This is a genomic window from Enterococcus sp. DIV0876, from assembly GCF_050529585.1.
In the GTDB taxonomy this organism is placed as follows: Bacteria; Bacillota; Bacilli; order Lactobacillales; family Enterococcaceae; genus Enterococcus_D.
In genome coordinates this window covers 682754-706576 of sequence record NZ_CP172882.1, presented here as the reverse complement: position 1 = coordinate 706576, position 23823 = coordinate 682754, and the positions used below count along the sequence as shown (strand labels likewise).

The 23823-nt window shown below is 37.4% G+C and carries 18 protein-coding genes and 1 pseudogene; 3 read left to right on the top strand and 16 right to left on the bottom strand.

From position 1 onward, the window contains the following. Positions 1-10 precede the first annotated feature (10 nt). From fdrA to allC, 4 genes are read right to left on the bottom strand one after another with little or no spacing between them, the layout of a single operon-like run. Positions 11-1768: an acyl-CoA synthetase FdrA gene (fdrA, locus tag IGI41_RS03310; protein WP_430611306.1), complete on the bottom strand. Its 1758-nt coding sequence runs from the start codon at positions 1766-1768 to the stop codon at positions 11-13. A gap of 8 nt (positions 1769-1776) precedes the next feature. Then, positions 1777-2853, bottom strand: coding sequence for an ureidoglycolate dehydrogenase (gene allD, locus IGI41_RS03305; protein ID WP_430611305.1), 1077 nt, complete (start codon positions 2851-2853; stop codon positions 1777-1779). Positions 2854-2869: 16 nt separating this feature from the next. Continuing rightward, a complete protein-coding gene (gene allE, locus IGI41_RS03300; protein ID WP_430611304.1) occupies positions 2870-3655 on the bottom strand; it encodes a (S)-ureidoglycine aminohydrolase in 786 nt (261 codons plus the stop codon). Between the two features lie 23 nt (positions 3656-3678). After that, a complete protein-coding gene (allC, locus tag IGI41_RS03295; protein WP_430611303.1) occupies positions 3679-4908 on the bottom strand; it encodes an allantoate deiminase in 1230 nt (409 codons plus the stop codon). Between the two features lie 169 nt (positions 4909-5077). Here allC and IGI41_RS03290 point away from each other — a divergent pair, with 169 nt between their 5' ends. Together IGI41_RS03290 and IGI41_RS03285 are read left to right on the top strand one after the other, a co-directional pair. Continuing rightward, positions 5078-5941, top strand: a complete 864-nt coding sequence (locus IGI41_RS03290) for an alpha/beta hydrolase (RefSeq protein ID WP_430611302.1) — start codon at positions 5078-5080, stop codon at positions 5939-5941. Between the two features lie 119 nt (positions 5942-6060). Continuing rightward, positions 6061-7206: a cation:proton antiporter gene (locus IGI41_RS03285; RefSeq protein WP_430611301.1), complete on the top strand. Its 1146-nt coding sequence runs from the start codon at positions 6061-6063 to the stop codon at positions 7204-7206. A 540-nt stretch (positions 7207-7746) separates the two neighbouring features. Here IGI41_RS03285 and IGI41_RS03280 read toward each other — a convergent pair. The 8 genes and pseudogenes from IGI41_RS03280 to rhaB all read right to left on the bottom strand — a co-directional run bounded on the left by IGI41_RS03280 (position 7747) and on the right by rhaB (position 18035). Then, a complete protein-coding gene (locus IGI41_RS03280; RefSeq protein ID WP_430611300.1) occupies positions 7747-9075 on the bottom strand; it encodes a PTS sugar transporter subunit IIC in 1329 nt (442 codons plus the stop codon). A gap of 15 nt (positions 9076-9090) precedes the next feature. Beyond that, on the bottom strand, positions 9091-10266 hold the full coding sequence (locus IGI41_RS03275; protein ID WP_430611299.1) for a MupG family TIM beta-alpha barrel fold protein: 1176 nt from the start codon (positions 10264-10266) through the stop codon (positions 9091-9093). A gap of 224 nt (positions 10267-10490) precedes the next feature. After that, the gene (locus IGI41_RS03270) at positions 10491-11393 is read right to left on the bottom strand and encodes an AraC family transcriptional regulator (RefSeq protein ID WP_430611298.1); all 903 of its coding nucleotides are present in this window, start codon (positions 11391-11393) and stop codon (positions 10491-10493) included. 559 nt (positions 11394-11952) lie between these two features. After that, positions 11953-12693: pseudogene (locus IGI41_RS03265) on the bottom strand (family 1 glycosylhydrolase); the annotation flags it as partial. A 553-nt stretch (positions 12694-13246) separates the two neighbouring features. Beyond that, positions 13247-14398, bottom strand: a complete 1152-nt coding sequence (fucO, locus tag IGI41_RS03260) for a lactaldehyde reductase (RefSeq protein ID WP_430611297.1) — start codon at positions 14396-14398, stop codon at positions 13247-13249. Between the two features lie 92 nt (positions 14399-14490). Beyond that, positions 14491-15315, bottom strand: a complete 825-nt coding sequence (gene rhaD, locus IGI41_RS03255; RefSeq protein WP_430611296.1) for a rhamnulose-1-phosphate aldolase — start codon at positions 15313-15315, stop codon at positions 14491-14493. Positions 15316-15322: 7 nt separating this feature from the next. Continuing rightward, positions 15323-16576, bottom strand: coding sequence for an L-rhamnose isomerase (gene rhaA / locus IGI41_RS03250; RefSeq protein WP_430611295.1), 1254 nt, complete (start codon positions 16574-16576; stop codon positions 15323-15325). Further along, on the bottom strand, positions 16551-18035 hold the full coding sequence (gene rhaB, locus IGI41_RS03245; RefSeq protein ID WP_430611294.1) for a rhamnulokinase: 1485 nt from the start codon (positions 18033-18035) through the stop codon (positions 16551-16553). Before rhaB ends, rhaA begins: the two co-directional genes overlap by 26 nt. A gap of 150 nt (positions 18036-18185) precedes the next feature. Between rhaB and IGI41_RS03240 the strand changes: the two genes are divergently transcribed. After that, positions 18186-19064 (top strand): AraC family transcriptional regulator, encoded by an 879-nt coding sequence (locus IGI41_RS03240; RefSeq protein WP_430611293.1) that lies wholly within the window; start codon positions 18186-18188, stop codon positions 19062-19064. A gap of 293 nt (positions 19065-19357) precedes the next feature. Here the strand turns inward: IGI41_RS03240 and IGI41_RS03235 are convergent, their stop codons facing one another. The 4 genes from IGI41_RS03235 to IGI41_RS03220 all read right to left on the bottom strand — a co-directional run bounded on the left by IGI41_RS03235 (position 19358) and on the right by IGI41_RS03220 (position 23687). After that, entirely contained in the window at positions 19358-20215 is an 858-nt protein-coding gene (locus tag IGI41_RS03235; protein WP_430611292.1) for a helix-turn-helix domain-containing protein, read from the bottom strand. Positions 20216-20462: 247 nt separating this feature from the next. Further along, complete coding sequence (locus tag IGI41_RS03230; protein WP_430611291.1) at positions 20463-21626, bottom strand: MFS transporter; 1164 nt, start codon at positions 21624-21626, stop codon at positions 20463-20465. After that, positions 21616-22635: an AAA family ATPase gene (locus IGI41_RS03225; protein ID WP_430611290.1), complete on the bottom strand. Its 1020-nt coding sequence runs from the start codon at positions 22633-22635 to the stop codon at positions 21616-21618. The genes IGI41_RS03230 and IGI41_RS03225 overlap by 11 nt, the downstream gene beginning before the upstream one ends. Then, positions 22626-23687 (bottom strand): ThiF family adenylyltransferase, encoded by a 1062-nt coding sequence (locus IGI41_RS03220; protein ID WP_430611289.1) that lies wholly within the window; start codon positions 23685-23687, stop codon positions 22626-22628. Before IGI41_RS03220 ends, IGI41_RS03225 begins: the two co-directional genes overlap by 10 nt. Positions 23688-23823: the final 136 nt, after the last annotated feature.

The window sequence follows — 23823 nt, the reverse complement described above, 5'->3', positions numbered from 1 at the left end:
CGAATCCCTCCTACTCTTTCAATGACACTTGATTTAAAAAACGCAAAGCTTTTTGCAACATCACATTGCCCCCCGCTATCGGTTGCCAATCGTACTGGATAACTTTCCCTCTATGGGCTCGAATTGCTTCACCAAAACTGCGCAGACCAACATTGATAAAGCTATCATTGTCTAATAATGCCAATGCTTGTGGGGATGGTTCGGGAAAAGATTCCGTTTCTGATAATCGTCGTTTCAATAAATCTCTCATAATTGGTGGTAAAGGGTGACCAAGTAATTGCAAGGCTTTTTTGACTGCTTGCGCATTACTTTGACATAAAATCACACCTGCATCCTCTAAAATTGCTGTCTGTTCATTAATATCTTGGGGATCTAGATCAGTTCCTACGATCGTAGCAATCACTGCTAGTTCGCGTCCTGAATTCTTTGCTTGCGCTTTCAATTCTTTGATTACTGGCGCCAATTCACTGGCCATGTCTTGGTGGGCGCCATAGCCCAAAACGATATCCAATAAAATGATTGCTGTCTTGGGATCCGCTCCTGCCTGATGCAACAACTCCTTACGCTTGGTTGGATCAATCATTGGATGGGGTTTCCCTTGGGTATAAATGTCATCTCCTAAGTCAATGATTTCATGTCCATCAACTTTCAAGATAAAACCTGCATCATGGGTATCTGCTGCTGAGAGACCTAATCCGGCTTCAATCAACATCGCTGCCTCATACGCTAATGTGCCACCAGAATAAAATCCTTTGATTTGTTGCTGGTCCTTTGTGAAAGCTACCGTTTCGTCTGCTTCTTTCGATTCAGCCAACTGAACGTTTTCATGACGCAGCAATTGAACTGATATTTGCGCTGCTTCTTCTAACGTGTAGGCGCGATAGAGGTTGTCTTCATGATTGGTGGGCGCTTCACCTAAAAATATCGTGACTGCCGGTTTGCTACCATTTCTCAATAAAGCCAATACTTGATTCCGTACTTCTGGTGACGGCGGTTTCGAAATGACCACGATTACTTCGGTATCTGGATCATTTTCCAATGCCCCAATGCTGTCTTTCATGGTAATGCCGCCAACAGACTCATTTAAATCACGGCCGCCAGTGCCAATCGCTTGGGTCACACCTTCACCTAATTTGTGGATGATCGTAGTCACTTCTTGAATCCCAGTACCAGAAGCCCCGACTACACCAATTTTTCCTTTACGAACTGCGTTGGTAAAAGCCACAGGGATACCATTGATGATCCCAGTACCGCAATCAGGGCCCATGAGCAGCAAGCCTTCTTTGTGCGCCAATTTTTTTAGACGTACTTCATCTGCTAGTGACACATTATCGCTAAAACAAAAGACATGTTTGCCTGCAGTCAGTGCCGTTTCAATTTCATCAGCGGCCATTGTACCAGGCACTGAAAGCACCACGACATCAGCATCTTTTCCCGCCAACAATGCTTTTTCCCAAGTCTTGACACTTTCTGAACCTTCTTCTTCATTGGTTTTGCTCTGGTCATTTAAAAAGCGGTCGATCTCTGTCATCACTGTTTCAATGATCGACGCATCATCAATGTCCAAAACCAGCACCATATCATTTGAAGTGGCCGCTGTCATATCTTCTGTATAGAGCCCCCCAGTTTTAAAAATATCTTTGTTTGCTGGGGTCCCCATCATAACGGATGCATTGTTGACCCCCTCTAAAGCAATTAATTGATTGGTCAACAACATCAACACGATTGAATCTTGATAGTTATTTTTTTGTATCACTGTGTGTAACATGGGTTTCCTCACTCTCCTGATCCGGTTTGGGCAAAAGCATCTGCTCCAGAATATTGATTGAAATGAACTGTATCGCTTTGCAAATACGCATAGATATTTTTTTCGATCGGAATTCCTTCAGCCATGTACTTAGCATAATGCAGCTGATTGATTTCACCAGGGTAATAGACTTGTTCAAAGCCTTCAGCTGGTTGCGTTTCGTGCAATTCTTGAACCATCGTTTCGACAGATTCTTTGAAACTGTCCAATTCTGTAAATCGCTGGGGATCAATCAACAAAATAAACTGTCCTAAATCTCGACCTTTGGTCAAATCATGATACATAGAAGACACATGTTTACCGAAAGGCAAGCCTAACAGCATGCCGGATAAGATATCGACCATCATCATCAAACCGAACCCTTTTGGCCCTGAGATAGGCAGCAAGCCATGGACATGGTGGGGGTTGGTGGTAGGTTGCCCTGTCGCATCGACCGCCCACGTATCAGGAATATCTTTGTTTTTTGAACGAGCATCCAATATTTTGCCCCAAGCTTGGACAGTCGTTGCCATATCGAAAACCACTGGTTCTCCATCTTTACGCGGCGCAGCAAACGCAATTGGATTGGTACCGAAATAGTTCTCCTTGCCGCCAAATGGCACAACCATTGAATCTGATTGGCACATAGACAAAGCAATTAAATCTTCTTGCGCTGCTTTTTTTACATAATAAGACAATGCACCACTGTGACTGGTTTGACGGACCCCGACAGCGGCGACGCCAGATTTTTTGGCCATCTCGATTGCATATTTGGTGGCTTCCAACACGACCACTTGTCCAGGTCCATTTTGTCCATGAACGATCCCGCTGCTTGGGCCAGTCTCTTCAAAAATAATCTCTGGATTTGTATTCATTCCGCCCTTGGCGATTCGTTCTGCATAATAATCGACACGGACGGCACCATGGGAATGAATACCGCTGGCGTCAGCAAAAACCAAATGTTCTGCAACGATTTTTGCTTGTTGATCAGTTAGCCCCGCTGCTGCTAATTTCTGTTGAATCAACTGTTCAAGCACTTGCGGCTGAACAATCACCGTATCTGCCATAATGTTCTACTCCCTCTCAAATTTCTGGATCGCGGTTGCAATCTTTCGAATAAATATAAGACAACGGCTCATCCCGACCAACGCCATAGGCTGCTTGTTGCACATAGGCACTCATGAAAATATAATCACCCTTTTCAACGGGAAACCATTGATTGTCTAAGTTATACATGCCTTTACCTGAAAGCAGATACGCCCCATGTTCTTGATAATGGGTCTCGATATAGCCATGGCTAGCCCCGGGTTCAAAGGATAAGATATGCATATTCATATCAAAGCCAAGGTCTTTTGGCAAAAAGTCCCATAATAAAACATCTCCCATTCCTTCATACTGAATAGGCGTTAAATCAGATACATGGCCGGTAACTTTATAGGCTTTATGGCCTTCAATGGGCTGATAACGTTTTTTGTATAAAAAGACCTCTGTCTCCTTGTCTTCCAGATTTTTCATATACATTTTCACGCCGGCTGGTAAATAAATATAACCGCCAGTCTGCAAGTCATGGGATTCTTTACCATCTCCCACAGATAGATGCCCATCAATCACATAGAGAAAAGTTTCGATTCCGGGGCCACCAAAGCCAAGTGTATTGGCCCCATCTTTCTTGAATGAAATCAAATAGTCGACAAAACTGGCACCTAATTTTTGCGAGCCCAATATCGAGCATTCGCATTGGTCAAACCCGGGAATCACGTTGTTTACTAACCCATCATGGGGCAAAATTGCATAATTGTTTTTTTTGATAATGGCTCTAGATTGGAGAAGTCCTTCTAAATAGCCGGTATTATTGTTTTTATAACCCATTTACTTTCCTGCTTTCTGATTATCTATTCTTGATATGCTAATTCATAAAGTGCTGCTGCCAAAACTTCTACACCAGCAGTCAAATCATCAATATGGGTAGCTTCTGCTGGATTATGACTGATGCCGTCAACACTTGGGACAAATAACATGGCGGTTGGAAAATGTGGGGCAATGATCTGCGAATCATGGCCTGCCCCGCTATGCATGACTTTATATTTTTTTCCAGAAGCTTTGACTGCTTTTTCAATGATCGCCACAATACCTTCATCCATCGGAACAGGGCGCTCATCCATCCAAAGATCCATTTCAACTGTTAGTCCATGTGTTTCGGCAATCTCTTTGATCAATGATTCCGCTTCAGCTGTAAAAGAATCTAACACTTGGCCATCTGTGTGACGACAATCCATGGTAAACAATACTTCTCCTGGAACTACGTTGACCGTATTTGGTTTCGGTTCGACCTTGCCAAATGTCACCACCAATGGATCACCTAGAGCCAATCCGCGATCGATGACCGTTTTGCAAATATCGGCAAACCCATAGACAGCATCGTGGCGATACCCCATCGGTGTCGTTCCAGCATGATTGGCTTGTCCTTTCAACACAAAGGTGTAGCGTTTTTGACCAGCAATGTTGTTGACAACGCCGATTTGCAGCTGTTCTTTTTCCAACACACTGCCTTGTTCAATATGAATTTCGACGAAAGCTTTGATATCTTTGCGTACCCCTTCTTTCAAATCACGAAAATCGAAACCCTGACGCCGCATTTCTTCTACGAAAGGATGTCCTTCAAAATCAGAAATATCTTGAACATCTTCCGCCCGAGCTTCACCAACAAAGTTCTTACTGCCCCAGAAAACTGTTGGAAAACGACTGCCCTCTTCTTCTGCCATAGAAATCACTTCTAATGAACGCAACGGTTGACCATAGGTTTCTTTCAAATAATTGATTGCCAATACTGCTGCCGCCACACCAAATTGACCATCGAGTGTCCCTCCATTGACAACTGTATCGATATGAGAGCCTGATAGGATCGTTTCATCGGGATACTTGCTGCCCTCTAAGCGTCCAAATAAATTGCCAACTGCATCAAACCGAGTCTCTAATCCATTATGTTGTAATTGTTTTTTTACGAATAATTGCGCTTCTTTCCACGAATCTGTGTACAACAACCGAGTCATGCCGCCTGTTGGATCAGCACCTATGTTTGATAATCCATCGATGATTGCTGCTGTTTCCTGTTTAAGATTCATTGCATGTGCCTCCTTTGATTGATACATTCATTGTAAGCGTATAATTTAGCTGATTCATTGTTCAATTGTGATAAAAGTATTGTAATTTTTGTACATTGCGTTGTTAAATAAACCCCTTACACTTTCTATACTATAGGAACAGACTGTATGAAAGAAAGGAGAAATCTATATGACAGAAAAAAGAACCAATCACTTAGCAACACAGAATTTTATTTTTGGATATGATCAACAGACGCCTTTAAAAGCGACACTTTTTCGCGCAAAGCATGTCAAAGGGACCATTTTATATTTTCATGGTGGTGGTTTCCTATACGGTTATCGCAATGATCTACCAAAATCCTATCTCCAATTATTTCTTACATCTGGATACAGCATCTTTACTTTCGATTATCCATTGGCACCTGAGGCATCTTTGATGCGTATCTACCAATCTACACAGAAAGCCCTTCAGTGGTTTTTACATGAGGGCTGGCAGCATAGTGGTCTTGGAAATAAAGACTATGTTTTATTTGGTCGCTCAGCTGGCGGATATTTGGTTTCGCTATTGACTGCAACTCAGCCCCAAGCCTACCAAATAGGTTTGATTCGTTTTTATGGTTATCAACAAATTCTAAATCAAGCTTTTTTCACTCCATCTCCTTACTATCAACGATTTCCCACGATTCCGCCACTTGAGGTACAAGAATTGATCCAATCCGTACCGTTGACAGAAGGTTCGCTAGCTACTCGCTTCCCCCTCTATCTCTCAGCGAGACAGTTTGGCAATTGGCACACCTATTTGGGTAAACGCAACGAATTACGCTATTTAGATCAGCAACTGCAGAACTTCAAACATTATCCACCAACCTTTTTGGCCCATTGTCAAGAAGATCCTGATGTCCCTATTCAGGCCTCAAAAACATTTGCAGAAAGCTTGCCATGTGTAAAAACTGAATGGCTGTCAGATTCGGCACATGATTTCGATCGGCAACAAAATCCGACTGCAGATTATTGTTACCAAAAGCTGATTGAATGGCTTGATCAGCTATTTTGAACGCCTTGTTTCAAGTGTTCATTCCCTTTTTAAATTGCCATTAAAAAGAAGTCATCTTACAACTTTTTATTGAACAAGTGTTATAATGAATAGGCAATTTTGATAGAAAGGGTGATTAAATGGCTTTTATAGGAATTTTATGTTTGATCCTGGTCACCACCACATTGTTTGCCCAAATTGCTAAGCGTTTGGGTATTCCGGCAGTGATTGGTCAGTTATTGGCAGGAATTCTCTTAGGAACTGGTGGCTTGAATTGGGTACAGCCGGATATATTGGTCACTGATTTTTCTGAGATCGGGGTCATTTTATTGATGTTTTTGGCTGGAATGGAAAGTGATGTGTCCTTACTGAAGCGTTACTTCAAACCCGGAATGTTCGTAGCTATTTTGGGGATCATGTTGCCTTTGGGATTGAGTTGGTTAGCTGGTTTACAAATCACAGGTTCAAATGCAGAAAGTTTCTTTTTCGGGATCGTTTTGGCTGCTACATCTGTAAGTATCTCGGTTGAAGTGCTGAAAGAATTAGGCGTCGTCAGTACCAAGGAAGGCTCCACGATCTTGGGCGCCTCTGTTGTAGATGATATTTTGGTGGTATTGATCTTGAGTCTGAGTTTATCTTTCCTTGGAACGAGTACGGAGGGACTCTCATTGCCATTGACGATCATAGAGGAATTGTTGTATTTTGGCTTGATTTTCTTGATTGTTAAATGGTTGGCACCATTGCTATTCTCTTTTGCAGAAAAATTATCGACCACAGCATCTGTGATCATTGCCTCATTGGTTCTGTGCTTTTCGATGGCTTATTTGGCGGATATCGTTGGTTTGAGCTCAGTGATCGGTGCTTTCTTTGCAGGAATCGCCGTGGGGCAAACCAAAGTCAAGCAAGAAGTGATGATCAATATTGAAGCGATCGGTTATGCACTATTTATCCCCGTCTTCTTTGTGAGTGTGGGTTTATCTGTGGATCTATCCAGTCTGATCACACAATCAGGCTTTATTATCTTCTTTACTGTGATCGCCATTGGTACAAAATTGTTGGGGGGCTTTGCTGGGGGAAAATTCGCCCATTTCTCCAATCCAAGTGCATGGATGGTTGGTGCAGGCATGATTTCTCGTGGGGAAATGGCCTTGATCATTCTACAAATTGGACAGCAAAATCAGTTGATCAACGAAGTGTATTACTCCCCATTAGTGGTCGTTGTTTTGTTAAGCACATTGGTTTCCCCATTGATCTTAAAATATTTCACCGGGAAAATTTATAAATAAAAAAGTTATACCTAAAATATTTAGATACAACTACCTCTAAATACCTAAAAAGGGATCACAAACAATCAGACTGAATGTTCGTGATCACCTTCTATTTTGACTCTACGATACAATCTTTCTAAACAAAATGACATAATTATGACGTATCCTTCTGATAAACAGGGTTAAGCTCTTTATACTATCACTATATATTCGCAGTCCCGTCGTATATTCTCCCTTGTTATTTCTAGGTGGAAAAGTTGAGATAAAACAGCCTATACGCTATTTTATTCTGAAAGGATATATTATCAATGAGGTGTCTTTTTTATACGATAATCGTGGTGAGAATTTAATGGACTTATAAACCCTAGAAAACAAAATACTTGTACATACCTTATTTGAAGAAATAGCACAGTGTTTTATTTTACTAGTTGGCTAACTTGTACTTGCTATTTACCAACGGTTAGATTTCTCTAAATAACGACAGTCTTATAAATTTTGAAGATAGAACGTGGTGATTTTTAAATAATGCATTCATATTTTAAGAAGTTTGTTATTTTACTAAATCTTGATTTCAACTTCATCAGTAACAGTAACTTCACTTTCTTTTTCTGCATTTAGCAGACGTCTATCATATGCCTTGAAAAATGGTGCATAAATAATAATGTCGATTATCAAAATAACTATAGACCAAACAAAACCGGACCAATGAGAGTTCGCTAGCATCCCCATAATTCCAAAAGGCATAAATAGATTAATACTCGCTCCTGTTGGTTCCGCTAAAAATCCGATGTTTATTGCTAACAAGGAAAGAAGCAAATTAATAATTGGCACTAAAATGAAAGGAAAAATAAGAAATGGGTTCATCATGACTGGCATACCAAAAATCAGTGGTTCATTAACATTGAAAATCGATGTTGGTAGTGACATTTTGCCCAAAACTTTTAATTGCGCACTTTTAGCAAAGAAAAAGATTAGTATACTCAAAGCTAATGTCGATCCTGCTCCACCCATCATTGTCCATGGAGTTAACGCCCATTCTGGATGGGGTGCCGCACTACCACTAGCAAAGGCAGCAAGGTTCTCTGCATTCATAACTGAAATGATAGCCGCCATTCCTATATAAGCCACCATTCCTCCATGAATTCCAAAAGACCAAAATATACTAATTGCTAATGTGTACACGATTACTCCCGGAATACCGCCTCCCACCGCAGTTAATGGTAATTGCAGCAATCCATAAATCATATTTTGAGCAGTTTGAAATGGTGTTAGTGACAAAATAAATCTAAATAATAAGAATAGTGTAAAGACCAACCCGCCAGGAATCATAGAGGCGAACATATTAGATACATTTACAGGTACCGATTCAGGCATACTGAGCTTCCAGCCTTTTTTTATCGCAAAGATATATATTCTTGTCGCTAGTATGCCAACGAAAATAGCTAGGAATATACCCTGAGCACCAATAGAAGATACCGGGATTACGTTATCCATGGTTTGAGTAATTATTTCTCCTCCTTCACCAGCAGAACGTTCAATGCCAGTAAATGGAGTCAAAATCAAAAATGAACCTAAAGAAATTAACAAAGGTGAAAAACCTTCTATATCAAATGATTTTGCGGTTTGATAGGAAATTGCACACAGCACATAAAGAGCAATTATATCAGTTGTTATTGCTACTGGAATAGATAGGATCGATCCAACCCCTGAAGAATCAAGAAATTTTTGCCAAATATCGATAGGAATTGACTTTAACAAAGTAAAAAATGAACCAGCTATCGTAATTGCTGTAACTGACATAAAAGCATTCAATATTATTTGCATATATCTCGTTTGGGTAAATTTCACAATTTTTGGTACCACACTATCTTGTAAAAAGTTAGTCATTTATATCAACCTTTCTTAGACTATAGTTCTAAAAACAAAGACATCTCTAGCATTGATGTAATTCAACAAAAAAAGTTCTTCTGTAGCGATCGATCCTAGATAATTACGCTGTCCATCAACACGAATTGGTTTTAAGACAATTTGAACTTCAGCTTGATAATGTGGTAAGTTCGTGTTAACAATCACTACATCCCCTAATTCAAAATACTCTTTTTCCGTTGGTCTATACTGAATTTTTACTTCTTTATAAGTTATGCGTGGAAACCTGGATCTCAACATATATTCAGTTCCATCTCCAGCATCATAATGGGCTGGATAATCAAAGAGAATCTCATTCTCCAAAGCGCTAATATCTTCTTCAACATTTATACTAAGTATAGCTTTTTTATGAGTACTTTTAGCCATAGAATAAGGAAACTCCAGCTTGGTACTTTTTACCGTTTTTATAGATTCTTCCTTCAAGATCGTTAGGGTTTCTGATATGGATTGAAATTCTTGTTCAGACGCAAAGGCATTACCAATCATTATTTCATCAACACCGCCCATTAGAATCAAATGGCGTAACTGAAGGTCAATTGGTAAATGCCGATGTTCCTCTAATGTTGGTAATCCATCACTAACATCCCATGGCCCCATTGTTCCCTTTTTTTGACTCGAAATAAAAACACCCACAGGAACTTCAGCCGAATTCCAAATCTTTTTCATCTCTTGATAAGAGTGAGCGCTGATTCCAGTGTATTGTTGAGGGTAGAAATTGAAACTGACAGAAAGATTTTCTTTCTTAATATCTTCTTGCAATAGTTTCCCCATAATCGATGTTATCATTGCATTAAACTCAATCTTTATTCCATATTGATTATTTAGCAAATCTATATTTCTCCGATCAAAAAAAGGAATATCCATTCTAAGTACGTCTACCCCTAATTGATTGAATAAACTAAGATCATGTGATGGGACTTCAAGGAATTCGAATAATTCTGGATTCACATCCAAAGTTACAGATAGACCATATTGTTTTGCAATCTTTGTAAACTTAGAAAATTCAGAAATAAGTGATTTTTTACTTTGATCTACCGAAAACATACTTGAAAATACCTTTGTAAATCCATACTTCGAAGCCAATCTAAGATATTCCTCAATTTCTTTCATAGAACTCTTATCGGGATAAACTGAAACACCCATTTTTACCATAATTAACCTCCTTAAATTTTTGTTTAAAACGATTACATTTAAATTCTAAAGCCTTTATATATATAACTATATTTCTTTTTTATCCAAAAAAATTACTCTAATTAACAAAATCTATCTTGCTTTGTATAGAAGCTTAATATTATTACATAAAAAAAACAGGTTTTAAACTCAATAGGTTGAGAATAATACCTGTCTTTGATGCCATCTGAAGTATGATGTTCTTTTTACTTTTGTATATTTTGATTGCGATATTTACTTGGTGTCATCATATATTTCTTTTTAAAAGCACTGATAAAAGTCTTATTATTATTAAATCCAGATTCATAACAAATATCAATGAGACGCTTATCAGAGTTGCGTAATTCATACGTAGCATGATTTAATCGAATTTCTGTAAGAAAGGACATAAATGTTTTATCTTTACCTTGCTTAAAGACACGAGATAAATATTGCGGTGAGACATGAAAATGTTTAGAAACTTCTTGCAAGCTTAAATTTTGGTCATAATTTTGTCGAATATAGTCGCTGATTTCCGCTAATAATTTTTTTTGTTTTGTCTCCGTACCTTGGTGCCCTGAATTTTCTTTATCCTCCAGTAAAGCTAAATGGTAAAAGAATTCATAAAATGCCGTTTTAAATCCTAACTGTTCTAAGGGATGTATCGAGTCGAACTTTTCAGCCATCTTCAGATATGCTGTAATCAGTCTGCTAACTAGCATATTTTGTTCTTCAGTGTGACCATTCTCTCCTTGCTTTATCAAAACCTGGTTAAAAGACATCTTGGGAAATTCTCTGCTCATTAAACTACTATGGATTAGCAATGAAATCTTGTGACTTTTCTGTGTGGTTTCTGATTTATGAAATAACCCTGATGGAATATAAATAAAATCACCACTACTCATCTTGTAACACTTTTCTTGAACAGTTATCTTTTGTTGACCCACCACAATATAAGAGAATTCTAGCCAATCATGAAAATGTTCATCAATTATAAAACCTGCTGGAGGACTGTAATCAATGAGTGTCATATCTTTGGTGGCATTGACCTTTTTGTATTTCGCAGTAACATCAATAACTTCCTCATAGCGATGTTCATGGATTACATGCTTATTGTCAATACGGATCACTATAACTCCCACCCCGAATAATTTTTAGTTTAATTGTAACATGGTTTACACTTATTGCTAATCCAAAATGAACTCTATAGATTAATTTAGGAGATTATTATAATGATTTATAAGAAAAATATCTAGTCTCAAATTTTCTTGGTCGTTAACACTCTTCTTTTAATGAAAAAACCTGTTTAAAATAAATTATTAGAGAGAGTTGGAATATAGGTAATAAATTAAAAGTTACACAAAATATCTAATCCAATCGATAAAATAAGTATAGCTATTTAGCTAATAATTAAAGTATTAATATCAAGATCATTTTAAATTTATACTTCTACATTCCATTCGTGCTATTTACCAACGTTAAATAATCTCAACTTATCCTAAATTAGAACAAGAGAAAACATACTATAAAACTGTTTAGCGCACCTCTTTTTAGCACAAATAAAATCCAGCTAAACAATGTGTTTAACCGGATTAAACTAACTTTCGGCTTAGTTTTTATAAACCTTAACTATCAATGAACTTAGATTTCTCCAATCCACAAAATCTGAAACTTTGAAGTTATTGAAAACTATAAATTTCTACTATTGCTTTTTATAACCTCCTTATACCAATAAAATGATTTTTTCCTATATCTTTGTAAGGTTCCTTGACCTACATCATTTTTATCAACATATATAAAACCATACCGTTTAGACATTTGACCACTTCCTACGCTAACTAGGTCAATACATCCCCAAGTGGTATAACCAAACAAATCAACACCATCTGTTTCAATTGCGTTTTTCATTGTTTTTATATGGTCTTTTAAATAATCGATTTGATAATCATCAATTACCTGTCCATCTTTATCAACTTCATCGTGTGCACCTAATCCATTTTCAACAATGAACAGGGTTTTTTGATAACGATCATATAAAATATTTAAAGTTGATCTTAATCCTAATGGATCAATTTGTGCGCCCCATTGATTGGCTGGTTCTAGTTTTGGATTTTCCACAGGAGAAAAAATATTTTCCTTTTTCCCAAAAACAGTTGGCTCATTCCCAATTACTCTCGTGCAATAATATGAAAACGAAACAAAGTCAACCGTGTTTTCTTTTAGTAATCCTAGGTCACCTTCTACAATAGGTAAAATAATACCTGCACGTTCTAATTTTTTTAAACCATAGTTTGGATATTTTCCTCTTGCTTGAACATCTATAAAGAAAAATCCATCACGATCTTTTTGAATAGCTGAAAAATAATCTTTGGGATCTGATGAATAAGGATAATACACAACAGCTGCCAGCATACAGCCTACCTTAGATTGATATGATGTAATATCCAAAAGGAATATATAAATCGATGAAAATCGCAAAAATGATTGAATTTTCCTTCAATTAATACCAGATCTTACTTCGATCACACCTGCATGCTACATACTTACTTTACTTGAATATTTTCATGTGCCAGACTTCTATATATAAAACCCCTCACAAACATTTTGGATTGATTTCATTGAACGGAGCCATATGTGGTTAGATAATGATTGGTGTCTACTTAACTTACTCATTTATACAATAAAAAATAGAATTGAGGTTGTGGCATAAGATAATAGTTATTTTCCTTAAACTCAAATAAAACGTTCCCAAAAATCAAGTGTTTTTTGGGAACGTTAATTTATTCAAAAGCAAATAGAAGAGCCTTCAGGCCAACTTCTTCATATTGTTGCTATAACCAGAATACCTAACTATTTCTTACCTTATTTAATTTTAAACTATAGATTGTAACAAACCTGCTTAAGCATTAATGCTCCAAAAGTTACTTCCATGTCATTTCTTCTACGTCCATAAATTTTTTTGTTTTAGGTATGGACTTTTTTACTACATCAAAGATTGATAAAGCGTAATAATCTCCTCAAGTGTTGTATCTCGGGGATTTCCTGGCGTACAAACATCTTTCAATGCATCTTGCGCAATAGCAGGGATATCTTCTGCTTTGACACCTAATTCAGAAATCGTCGCTGGAATGCCAACATCTTGGCTTAATTGATCGATTGCTTGGCACGCAGCATCTCGCACATCATCTAATGACATTGTTTCTGCATTTTCAATGCCTAATGCACTAGCGATCTCACGGTATTTTTCACCTGTAAACGCTTTGTTGTATTTCATGACAGTTGGCAGCAAAGCGGCACATGCCACGCCATGGGGAATGTTGTACCAAGCCGATAATGGATGGGCCATTCCGTGTACTAAACCCAATCCGACGTTTGAAAAGCCCATACCGGCAATATACTGCCCTAAAGCCATCGCTTCGCGGCCTTCTTGATTGCCATTCACAGAATCTCTCAAGGAGCGACCGATGATTTCAATTGCTTTGATGTGCAGCATATCTGTCATTTCCCAAGCACCTTTTGTGATAAAACCTTCGATGGCGTGGGTCATCGCATCCATCCCTGTAGCTGCAGCTAAATGCTTTGGCATGCCCATCATCATGTCGCTATCCACAAAGGCTACGATCGGAATATCGTGAGGATCTACACAAACAAATTTCCGATGATTTTTCTCATCTGTGATGACATAGTTAACTGTTACTTCAGCGGCAGTCCCAGATGTTGTCGGCACAGCCAAAATCGGTAAGCAAGGATTTTTCGTATCTGCAACGCCTTCCAAACTGATTACATCCGCAAACTCAGGGTTGGTCGCAATGATTGCGATCGCTTTTGCCGTATCGATGGGTGAGCCACCGCCGATAGCAATGATACAGTCTGCCTGTACTTCTTTGACGAATGCCAAACCGTCTTTGACATTTTGGATCGTTGGATTGGGCACGATACCATCATATAAGGCATACTCAACGCCGGCATCATCCAATAAATCTGTCACTTTAGTTGCCACTTCAAACTTGACCAAGTCTTTGTCGGTGATCACTGCCGCTTTTTTGAATCCCCGTGCGTTGAATTCTGTCGGCACATGATCGATTGCTCCTTTACCAAAATACGATGTTTCATTCAAAATCATTCTATTTGCCATGTTTTCTACCTCCGTTTGTTTGTTTGTTTGTTTTTTCACAATACATATGAAACAGAAAAGACTGTAAGCCTTTTCTATCTTGCTACTGTTGATTATACCTCAAGATACCCTTCTCGTGGAGTAACTTTAAACGCGTCTGCCAATTTTTTCAAATTTTCATCTGTAATGGTTTGTAAAATCGGCCCTTGTGCTTTGACATACGTGTAGACTTGTGCTGCTTTTTCCGCTGTTTCGATCAATCCGAAGACTTCATCCATATCATTGCCGGCACCGTAAATACCATGCTGCGGCCAAAGGACCAAGCGGGTTTCTTTCATTTTAGCAGCTGTTGCTTCACCGATTTCATTCGTTCCAGGTACCATCCATGGAATGATCGAGACGCCTTCTGGAAAAACCACCAAACATTCTGTACACATTTGCCACAATGTCCGTGTGAAACTGCGTTCATCTAACGGATGTGTAAAACTCATTGCCAACAAATGGGAGGCATGATTGTGCATCACGATCCGATGTTCAGGATCAACGGATAACCGGGCAATATGACTCATAAAGTGGCTTGGCAATTCGCTTGTTGGTACAGCGCCGTTTTCTAAGCCCCACAGCAAGTCCAATGTCCGCCCATCTTCTTTGACGCGAATGACACCAAGGTTCTCTGCTGGATGGGCAGCGACGTTCTTGAAGTATTTGCCAGAACCTGTCACAATAAAATACTTACCTGCCAATGCACTGGCATCAAAAATCATTGGAATCTCGCGCAAGACAACTGTCGGATCTAAGAAAGGCAAAACCTCTTCTTCTTGCAGCAAGTAGGAAATATTGCCGCCATTGCGCTCATCCCAGCCTAAACGATAGAGGTTGGCTGTAGTTTCCATCATTTCTTGAACAAAGTTTGCTTGTAACATATCGATTTTTTTCATGCTTCTCCTACTTTCTCTCTTGTAAGACCGTTTCTTCATATTCTTTGACGGTGGTCAACCAGTCTAAGCCCACAGGAACCCCTTGGCTTTCGCAATAGTAATTCCAGACATCTGCAAATGGATAATCTTTTAATTCTTCTGTTAAGGCCAATCTTGTCGTGAAATCGCCTGACAGCTCGATTTCCTTCAACGCATCGATTGGTTCAAGCATCGCTTTCAATAAGGCTTTTTGGGTATTGCGGGTACCAATGACCCAAGCTGCGACACGATTGATGGTGGCATCAAAGAAATCTAACCCAATATGGGTCTTGGCCAACAAATCATTGCGAACCAACTCTCGACCGATTTCTTGCAACTCATCATCCATGATCACCACATGGTCACTATCCCAACGAACAGGCCGACTGACGTGTAAGAGGATCCCTTTGCTAAACAGTGCCAACGAAGACAATTTATTTGAAATGACCTCTGTCGGATGGAAATGTCCGGCATCTAAGCAAATCAATTTATCTCGGGTTAGACCATAGCCCATATAAAATTCATGGGAACCCACTGTATAAGCTTCTGCACCTAAACCAAATAGTTTACTCTCAACAGCATCGAGGGTATATGCTGCTGGTAGTTCTTTTGCAAAAATTTCGTCTAAGGCAGTCATCAAGCGTTCTCTTGGCGTGAAGCGATCAATCGGATTGTCCTTATAGCCATCGGGCACCCAGAAATTATTGACACAGACTTGTCCCGTTTCTTGTCCCATATAGGCAGCAATCTTTCGGGCACGTTTGCCATGTTCGATCCAAAACTGACGGACTGTTTCATCTGGCGAAGCGAGTGTAAAGCCATCTTTGAACATTGGATGAGAAAAGAAGGTTGGGTTGAAATCTAGACCTAGCCCCTGCTCCTTAGCCCACGCCACCCATTTTTCAAAGTGTTTGGGTTCTAATTGATCCAAATCAACTGCTTCATCAGTATCAAGATAAATTGCATGCAGATTTAATTTGTGTTTACCAGGAATCATCGCGTAAGCAGCTTCTAAATCTTGACGCAACTCATCTGGTGTCGTGGCCGCACCAGGATAATTGCCGGTGACTGAGATGCCGCCTGACAATTCTTCATCACTCAAGAAGCCTTTCACATCGTCTCCTTGCCAGACATGCATCGAAATCTTGACATCGTTTAATTTCTTCAATACAGCTTCTGTATCAACGCCAAGCTTGGCATATTTGGCTTTGGCTTCTTCATATCGTTGCTGGATCTTTGTCATGTTGTCGTGCTCCTTTTAAAAAAGATTGATAGTTTGTTTGTATGTTCCGATCAAATGCCCGGGGGTAATGGACCGTACAGGGAAATGACTTTTTGATCGCCATGCGTGCTTCTTCAAGACTGGCAAATAGACCGACTGTTATCATTTGAAGAACGAGATTGCCAATCGCAGTAGCTTCTCCAGGCCCTGCTTCAATCGTGCATTGGGCAACATCTGCAGTCAATTGGTTCAAAAATGTATTATTCGAACCGCCCCCGACGATGTGTAATCGTTGCAACGTATGTGCAGTCCCCGTCAAGGCTTCAAGTTTTTGCAGTTCGCTGCCATAGCAAAGGGCCAAATTGTCATAGACACAGCGGGCGATCTCTCCCGGGGTTTCCGGCACCTTTTGGTGGGTTTCACGACAATAGGTCTGCAGTTCCGTGATCATATTGTCTGGATTCAAAAAGCGGGGATCGTTGACATCAATAAATTGTTGAAACCCTGGCGTTGCTTCTGCAAGTGCAGCTAATTCTGGAAAGGAATACTGATCGTTTTGATGTCTGGCAACTTCTTGTATCAACCACATCCCCATGATATTTTTAAGGAAACGTATCGTATTATGGGCACCCCACTCATTGGTATAATTTTCATCGAATGCCGCTGCCGAAATATTGGGCACTTTGGTTTCTATACCCAATAAGGACCAGGTCCCGCTGCTGATGTAACCCCAATCTGTGCCGCTGCTTGGGGTACCAATGATCGCAGAAGCCGTATCATGACTGGCAACGGTGATAAATGTCGTGTCTGGCAAATCATATGTCGAAAATTTTTCCTGATTCAATTTACCCAAAAGTGTGCCGGCATCCACCAACGGGGCAAACAGATCCTCTTTCACTTGAATCGCTGCCAAAAGATCCTGATCCCACGATTGCGTATTGGCATTGAGCAATTGCATCGTGGAGGCATTGGTCTTTTCAGTGACCATTTTTCCAGTAAACACATACCCTAGATAGTCAGGGATCAATAATAACTTGTCTGCCTTTGCCAATAGATTTTTATCTTCCACATATAACTGGAATATCGTATTGAAAGGCTGCAATTGGATGCCTGTTTTTTCATATAAGGTTTGTAATGAATATTCTTGGCTGAATCTTTCGATCACATGATTGGTGCGTTTATCGCGATAAGCCACTGGATCTCCTAGTCGCTGTCCTTTGTCATCAATCAAACAATAATCCACCGCCCAGGTATCGATGCCGACATAGCATGATTGAATCCCAGCATGTTTGACTTTCTCTAAACCAATAAGAATTTCTTTGATCAAATAGTCGATATGCCAACGATCAAAACCAGCATGATGGCGAAAACTATTTTTAAACCGATGGATCTCTGTTAATGACAGCTGCTGATCGTCCCATTGACTCATCATCAAACGCCCGCTTGATGCGCCAATATCGATGGCGATAAATGTATCCATGTACTTCCACCTTTCATTATCTTGTTCAAGTATAAAACGATTACAATCAACCTGAAAATTCTTGATAAACCAATTTTAACTTGACAAAATAGGTTTTACATCACACAATTTTGATATTAGCTTATACTATCTTGGCCAAAGGAGAATCTAATGGATTATTGGGAAAAAGCGAACCATTCTTGGTCGACCGATTCATTGCGGTACATCAATACATCGACACAAAAACAGCGAGAACTTTTTTACTATATTCAAGAAATTGGTTATTTCAAAGCCCAGAAACCTTATTTCACCGAGCGGGAAAACTTGCCTTCCTACCTGATAAAGTACACACTTTCAGGAAAGGGGGAGCTGTTTTATCAAGGCAAACGGACTGTGATCGAAGCCGGCGATGTCTTTTTTATCGATTGCAAGGAATACCAGTATTATAAGACGATCAGTCATGAACCCTGGGAGATGGATTGGATCCATATTTATGGCAGCAACACCCGTGCTTTTTATGAGGAATTTGTCAAAAATGGCAGTCATACCTTTCGGACAACACAAAAAGGAGTGGTCCAAAACCCAATCCATTTGTATATGCAAGATTTACTGACTTTACAACAAGAACCGAATGCAAAAACGGCTTTCCAAAGTTCTATTTTTATCCACCAATTACTGAACGAACTCTTGCTGCAAAAGTATCGGCAAGACTTTTCTTCAACGGATATTCCGGATTATGTTTTGGCCATGCGGGCACTGATCGATGAGGAATTCCGACAAGCGATCACGTTGGAGCGTCTGGAAGAGACCTTCCACCGCAATAAATATCAGTTGGTCAAAGAGTTTTCTAAATACATCGGGGTGCCACCCATCGATTATCAAATCAGCAAGCGGATCTCTTATTCTAAAGATTTGCTGCGGTATTCAAAAATGCCGATCAAAGAAATTTCTTTGGCGATCGGCATCGACAATACGGCTTATTTCAGTCGCCTGTTTAAAAGCAAGGTGGGCATTTCGCCAAGTGATTATCGGTATACTGAGAATAGATAAAAAAATTGTTTTAGAAAAATGTTTTTAATATTGATATTATCTATTATAAATTTTTTTAGCATATTACATTTCGTTTTAAATTATTTGTTATATTATACTGCTCAAAAAGAATATACAGTAATACTTCGCCACCTTTTGTGTGTTATGAAGCCGTTATTTATTCGATTTTATTAAAAAAGTCAATGAACTATACTTGTTTTGTTGTAAGCGTTCCATAGAATAATCCGTAAACAAAAATAATCTGATTTGATACACTCAAATCAGATTATTTTTTGTTTACATTATTTGAATACTTATAAAGATATTCCCTTAGATTCTCTCTCTAAGTCTGACTGAATTACTTTTAATAAATGAGTGTTATCATTCAGAGTTGCAACTACTGAAGCAATCTTATAGTCCTCCATATCTTTTCCAGCGGATAATTTAAATTTATTATATGCTCTCTCATAAAGTAAAAAATCCAAAATATCCATAGATTTATGACGCTTATTAATTTCTATTCCTTTGTCTACTAAATCGAGTGCTTCTGAATATTGTTTTTGAGAAGAAAAAAACTTTGCGCTGTTATAGTATACTCTACTTAATCGCAACGGTGGATTTTCTAGATTTTTCATCATACCTATAGATTCTCTATGATATTCGTTTGCCAATATGTTGTCTCCTTTCATAGAGAATGCTATACCAATACTATTAATAGCAAGAACTCGATATATCATTTCTGACCCTGGATAATTAATTATTTTTTGAAAATCAAGAACACTTCTCTCTATTTCATTTTTTCCTAGTAAATTTGTGATCCCTTTATAGTAAAAAAATTTCGAAAAAAGTTGATTTTTTTTCAATTCACTAATAGAAGGTGTCTGTTCATCTATCAGATCAAAGGCTTCTTTATGTTTACCAATCGAACAAAGTTTTTCAACTTCAGCTAAAACCTCTTTTAACTTTCCCGTCTCCGGATTAATTATTACCTCCTCAAGAGTTATGTCCAGCCTTGTGCAGATTTCAGATAAAATATTAATACTACTACAATAATTTTTTCTTTCAAGATTGCTAATAGTTGCTTGTTTACATATTCCCTCTGCCAAATCAATTTGAGATATTTTTTTCATTTTTCGTACTTCTCGAATTTTTTTACCATCTATTTTGATCATTTTCTCAACTCTTTCTAGACTTAATAAATAAAATGAATTATAATACATATATAAAATATTTTATAAAAACGAGGAGGATATTTCTATGGACTTGATTCTATCAACTTTTATTTATTGTTTTATACCTTATGGTAATGCAACATATGTATAATACTATAAAAGAAGCCTTTATTAAATATAAAGGCTTCTTTTATATAAATATTTTAATAATATATCAATTGTCGTAAATTCATCAAAAATGTGATTTCTAATAATTTTTACTTTTAAACTTCAACACAATAATAGACGTTACGAAAAAAAATACTATAGTAGCTAATATCAAACTATCTATCGAAAAAAATTTCAATAAAACAGCAAAAATCCACAAAATTACTATGGACGAGACCATACATAGTGTCCCAACTAAAGAAACTGAACTTGAAATTTTATCTTTGCTAACTAACCTCTGGACGTCTAAATTTAATTGATTCGTATAAATATTAAATGGCACCTGAAATAAAAAAATTGTTATTAAAAAAGGTAACTTCGTTGTAACTATTGAAGACGAAAACAATAATGTCATCATGATAATCATATACGCTTCGGATTTTAAAGAATATTTTAGTTTTGAAAAAAAACGATTACTTAAAATTGCAACTAATTGCATTACAACATAAATAACGCCAAAACTGGTGCTATCAAAGCTCCGATCTAAGAATAGTACTTGCCAATATTGGAAATACAACTGAGTAATCACTTGAAAGAGTACTAACTGGATCACCACTAGACCTAGATTTCTATTGTTTCTTAAATCCAAAACTGCGGTTTTAATAAAGTCACTTAAGACTTGCTCATTGCTATGTTCGTCTATTTGAACACTAATACCCAATGTTACTTGTATTAATGCAATTATAAAAAAAACTATTGAAACTACATATATATTTGTATTGATTACATTGTAAAGTACACTTCCAAATAATCCTCCAAACAACGCACTATACATCATGCTACTATTTTTTTTTACTACAAAAGGCTTAATATCGTCTTCGTCATTTCTATACAATTTCACAAAATAGCTATCTAAAGTTCCGCTCATACTAGCTGCAGACAATCCATATATTCCCCAAGAAATACATAGAAGATAAAAATTACTTGTCAAATACACCATTAAATATGAAATAGCTATAAATATGAGTGCAAGTTGGTACATGATCTTTACTGAAAATCGATCTGCCAATATACCTGAAGGAAATTCGGATATTAGTACTGCTACCATAAACATACTTTGGATTAATGATATTTCAGATAGATTCAAGCCCTTATTTAGTAAAATGATTGTTAATACTGCATGGGGAAGTACTCTCCCTAAATTAAACAGAAAATTACTGAATAAATAAATGTTTTCCTGTGTAAGCCGCATTTTAAGCAACATTATTTCTCCCTCCCCTCTCTCTTAAAGGAATTGAAGAGATAAATAATTCAATGACTTGATTAGAGTCGTAATCTTCATACGAACATGCAGAATTAAAAAAATCTACAAAGTCAACTAATTTATCTGGGTAGTTTCTAGCTGGCAAATAATCATCTAACATCTTTATTATTTTTTCAAAAAAAGACTGATTCCTTAACTCTTTAGTTCTCATATGATTAAGAAATATTGAAAATAGTTCGTTCTCAGTAATTTCATCCAAAAATAAAAAGTTAAATCTTCTTTCAAATGCTTTATCTTTTAGAAATAATTCATACTCATCTAACGTTGTTGCACCAATCATCACAAAATTTCTATCTGTTAAGAACGGTTTTAAAATATTTGCTGCTGAGATGCCACCTTCTGTACCTCCAGCATTAATTAATACGTGCGCTTCATCAATAAATAATGTCTCCCTCAAAGATACAGCTTGCTTAATTTCATTCGTAAGCTTTTCTTCAAACTCTCCTCGATATTTTGTTCCAGATAGTATAGCTGAAAATCGGATCTCACGAATTTTCTTATTAGAAACACCAGAGTAATAATTTACTAACGATGTTTTCCCTACACCTGGATCTCCAACTATTAGAACATTTTTCTTAATTTCTCTATTTAAAAAGATATCTAATAATTTTAACTCTTTTTCTCTCCCAACGAATCCTTCAGCTTCTATAAATTTGCCTTTAGGCACTTCATCCTTAGGTACTTCCAGATAGTTAATATATTGCGCATAGTCAGTTTCTTGTAATTTAAGAAACTCTATAAAATCAACTTCATCCCCTTGAATATATGAAACTTTAAATTCATCAATTAGTTGTTTATATGGATTTTGAACTGCTGAATCATCTGGCAATAAACCCTTATAAAATTCTATCTCACTATTACTAGATATATATTGTAGAATATTCGCTAATGTTTCGTCTTGGTTAGATTCTTGTAATTCATTCAGAATTTCTTCTATTTTTAATCGCATAGACAAATTTCCTCTATATTCCACGTAGCAGTATCAATGATGAACTGTTTTCCTAAAACAGAAACTTCTTGGTACTTAGTTAAATATTTGATAATCTCCACTTCCTGCATCTTGGCTGCTAAAGAATTATCTGAATCAATAATTGCAGAAATTCTTCTAGAGTTGATTCTACTAATATCATCATCAATAATATGGCTTTTTTTAACCATATCTGTATAGCTTGCTGTCTTTCTCGGTATTATGATTGGTCCTAAACTTACTCGTCCTTGTGAAAATGGTCCTCCCATAATCCATGGTATATTTCGCTTTTGGCAAAAACTATCAATTATATAGTGTATTTCTAACAAAGGTTTATCTGCACAAAGAGATAGCATTGATACTCCATCTGTAGAAACAGATTCTAGTGATGTTTCGTCTTTAATGTTGATATTGTAGCAATTTATTTTCAACTCTGGATTATAGTCCAACAACTTTTGTTTTGCTACGCTTAGCTTGTCTTTCCCCAGGTCATTTTCTGTATACAATATTTGCCTAGAAGTATTACTTAGCTCGATATTATCAAAATCAATAAGTGTAAGTTCTTTAACGCCTAACAACGCTAGCCCACTACTCAAATAAGAACCAATTCCGCCTACACCAATTATCATCACATGAGCTTGACAAATAGACTCTTGCATTCTTATAGCAGTCTTGAAATTTTGTCCATTTTTAGATGAAAAATGACGTATTTGTCGATCATATTTTGTTAACTGTTTATTAGTCAACGAAGTCTCTATTTCTTTTGGAACAAAAAAAGATTTTATCAAATTTTCTTTTATTAGGAAGCACTGTGTCTCTTCTTCTACATCCTTAAAATCAATCCCATTATCAATCGCATTTTCAAACGCTTGTTCAAAAGAATTCGGCAAAAAAAACTGATTTAATAAAAAAATAAAAGCATCAATGTTTTGATCAATAACAAAACTATTTTCTTCGGGCAAAGATAAAACTAACCCTTGTTCATTTTTAAATACTAATAAAGTATCATTTAGTATATATCTTTTATTATCCATGACAATTTCCCTTCACCTGTTAAAAATATTAATAAAAAGTCAGGGTAGTTATGATGACTAATTACCCTGACTTTTCTCGTTATTAGGCCATCTGACTTGAGTTAGATGACATTACTCTTGTTTCTGTAGACATCTT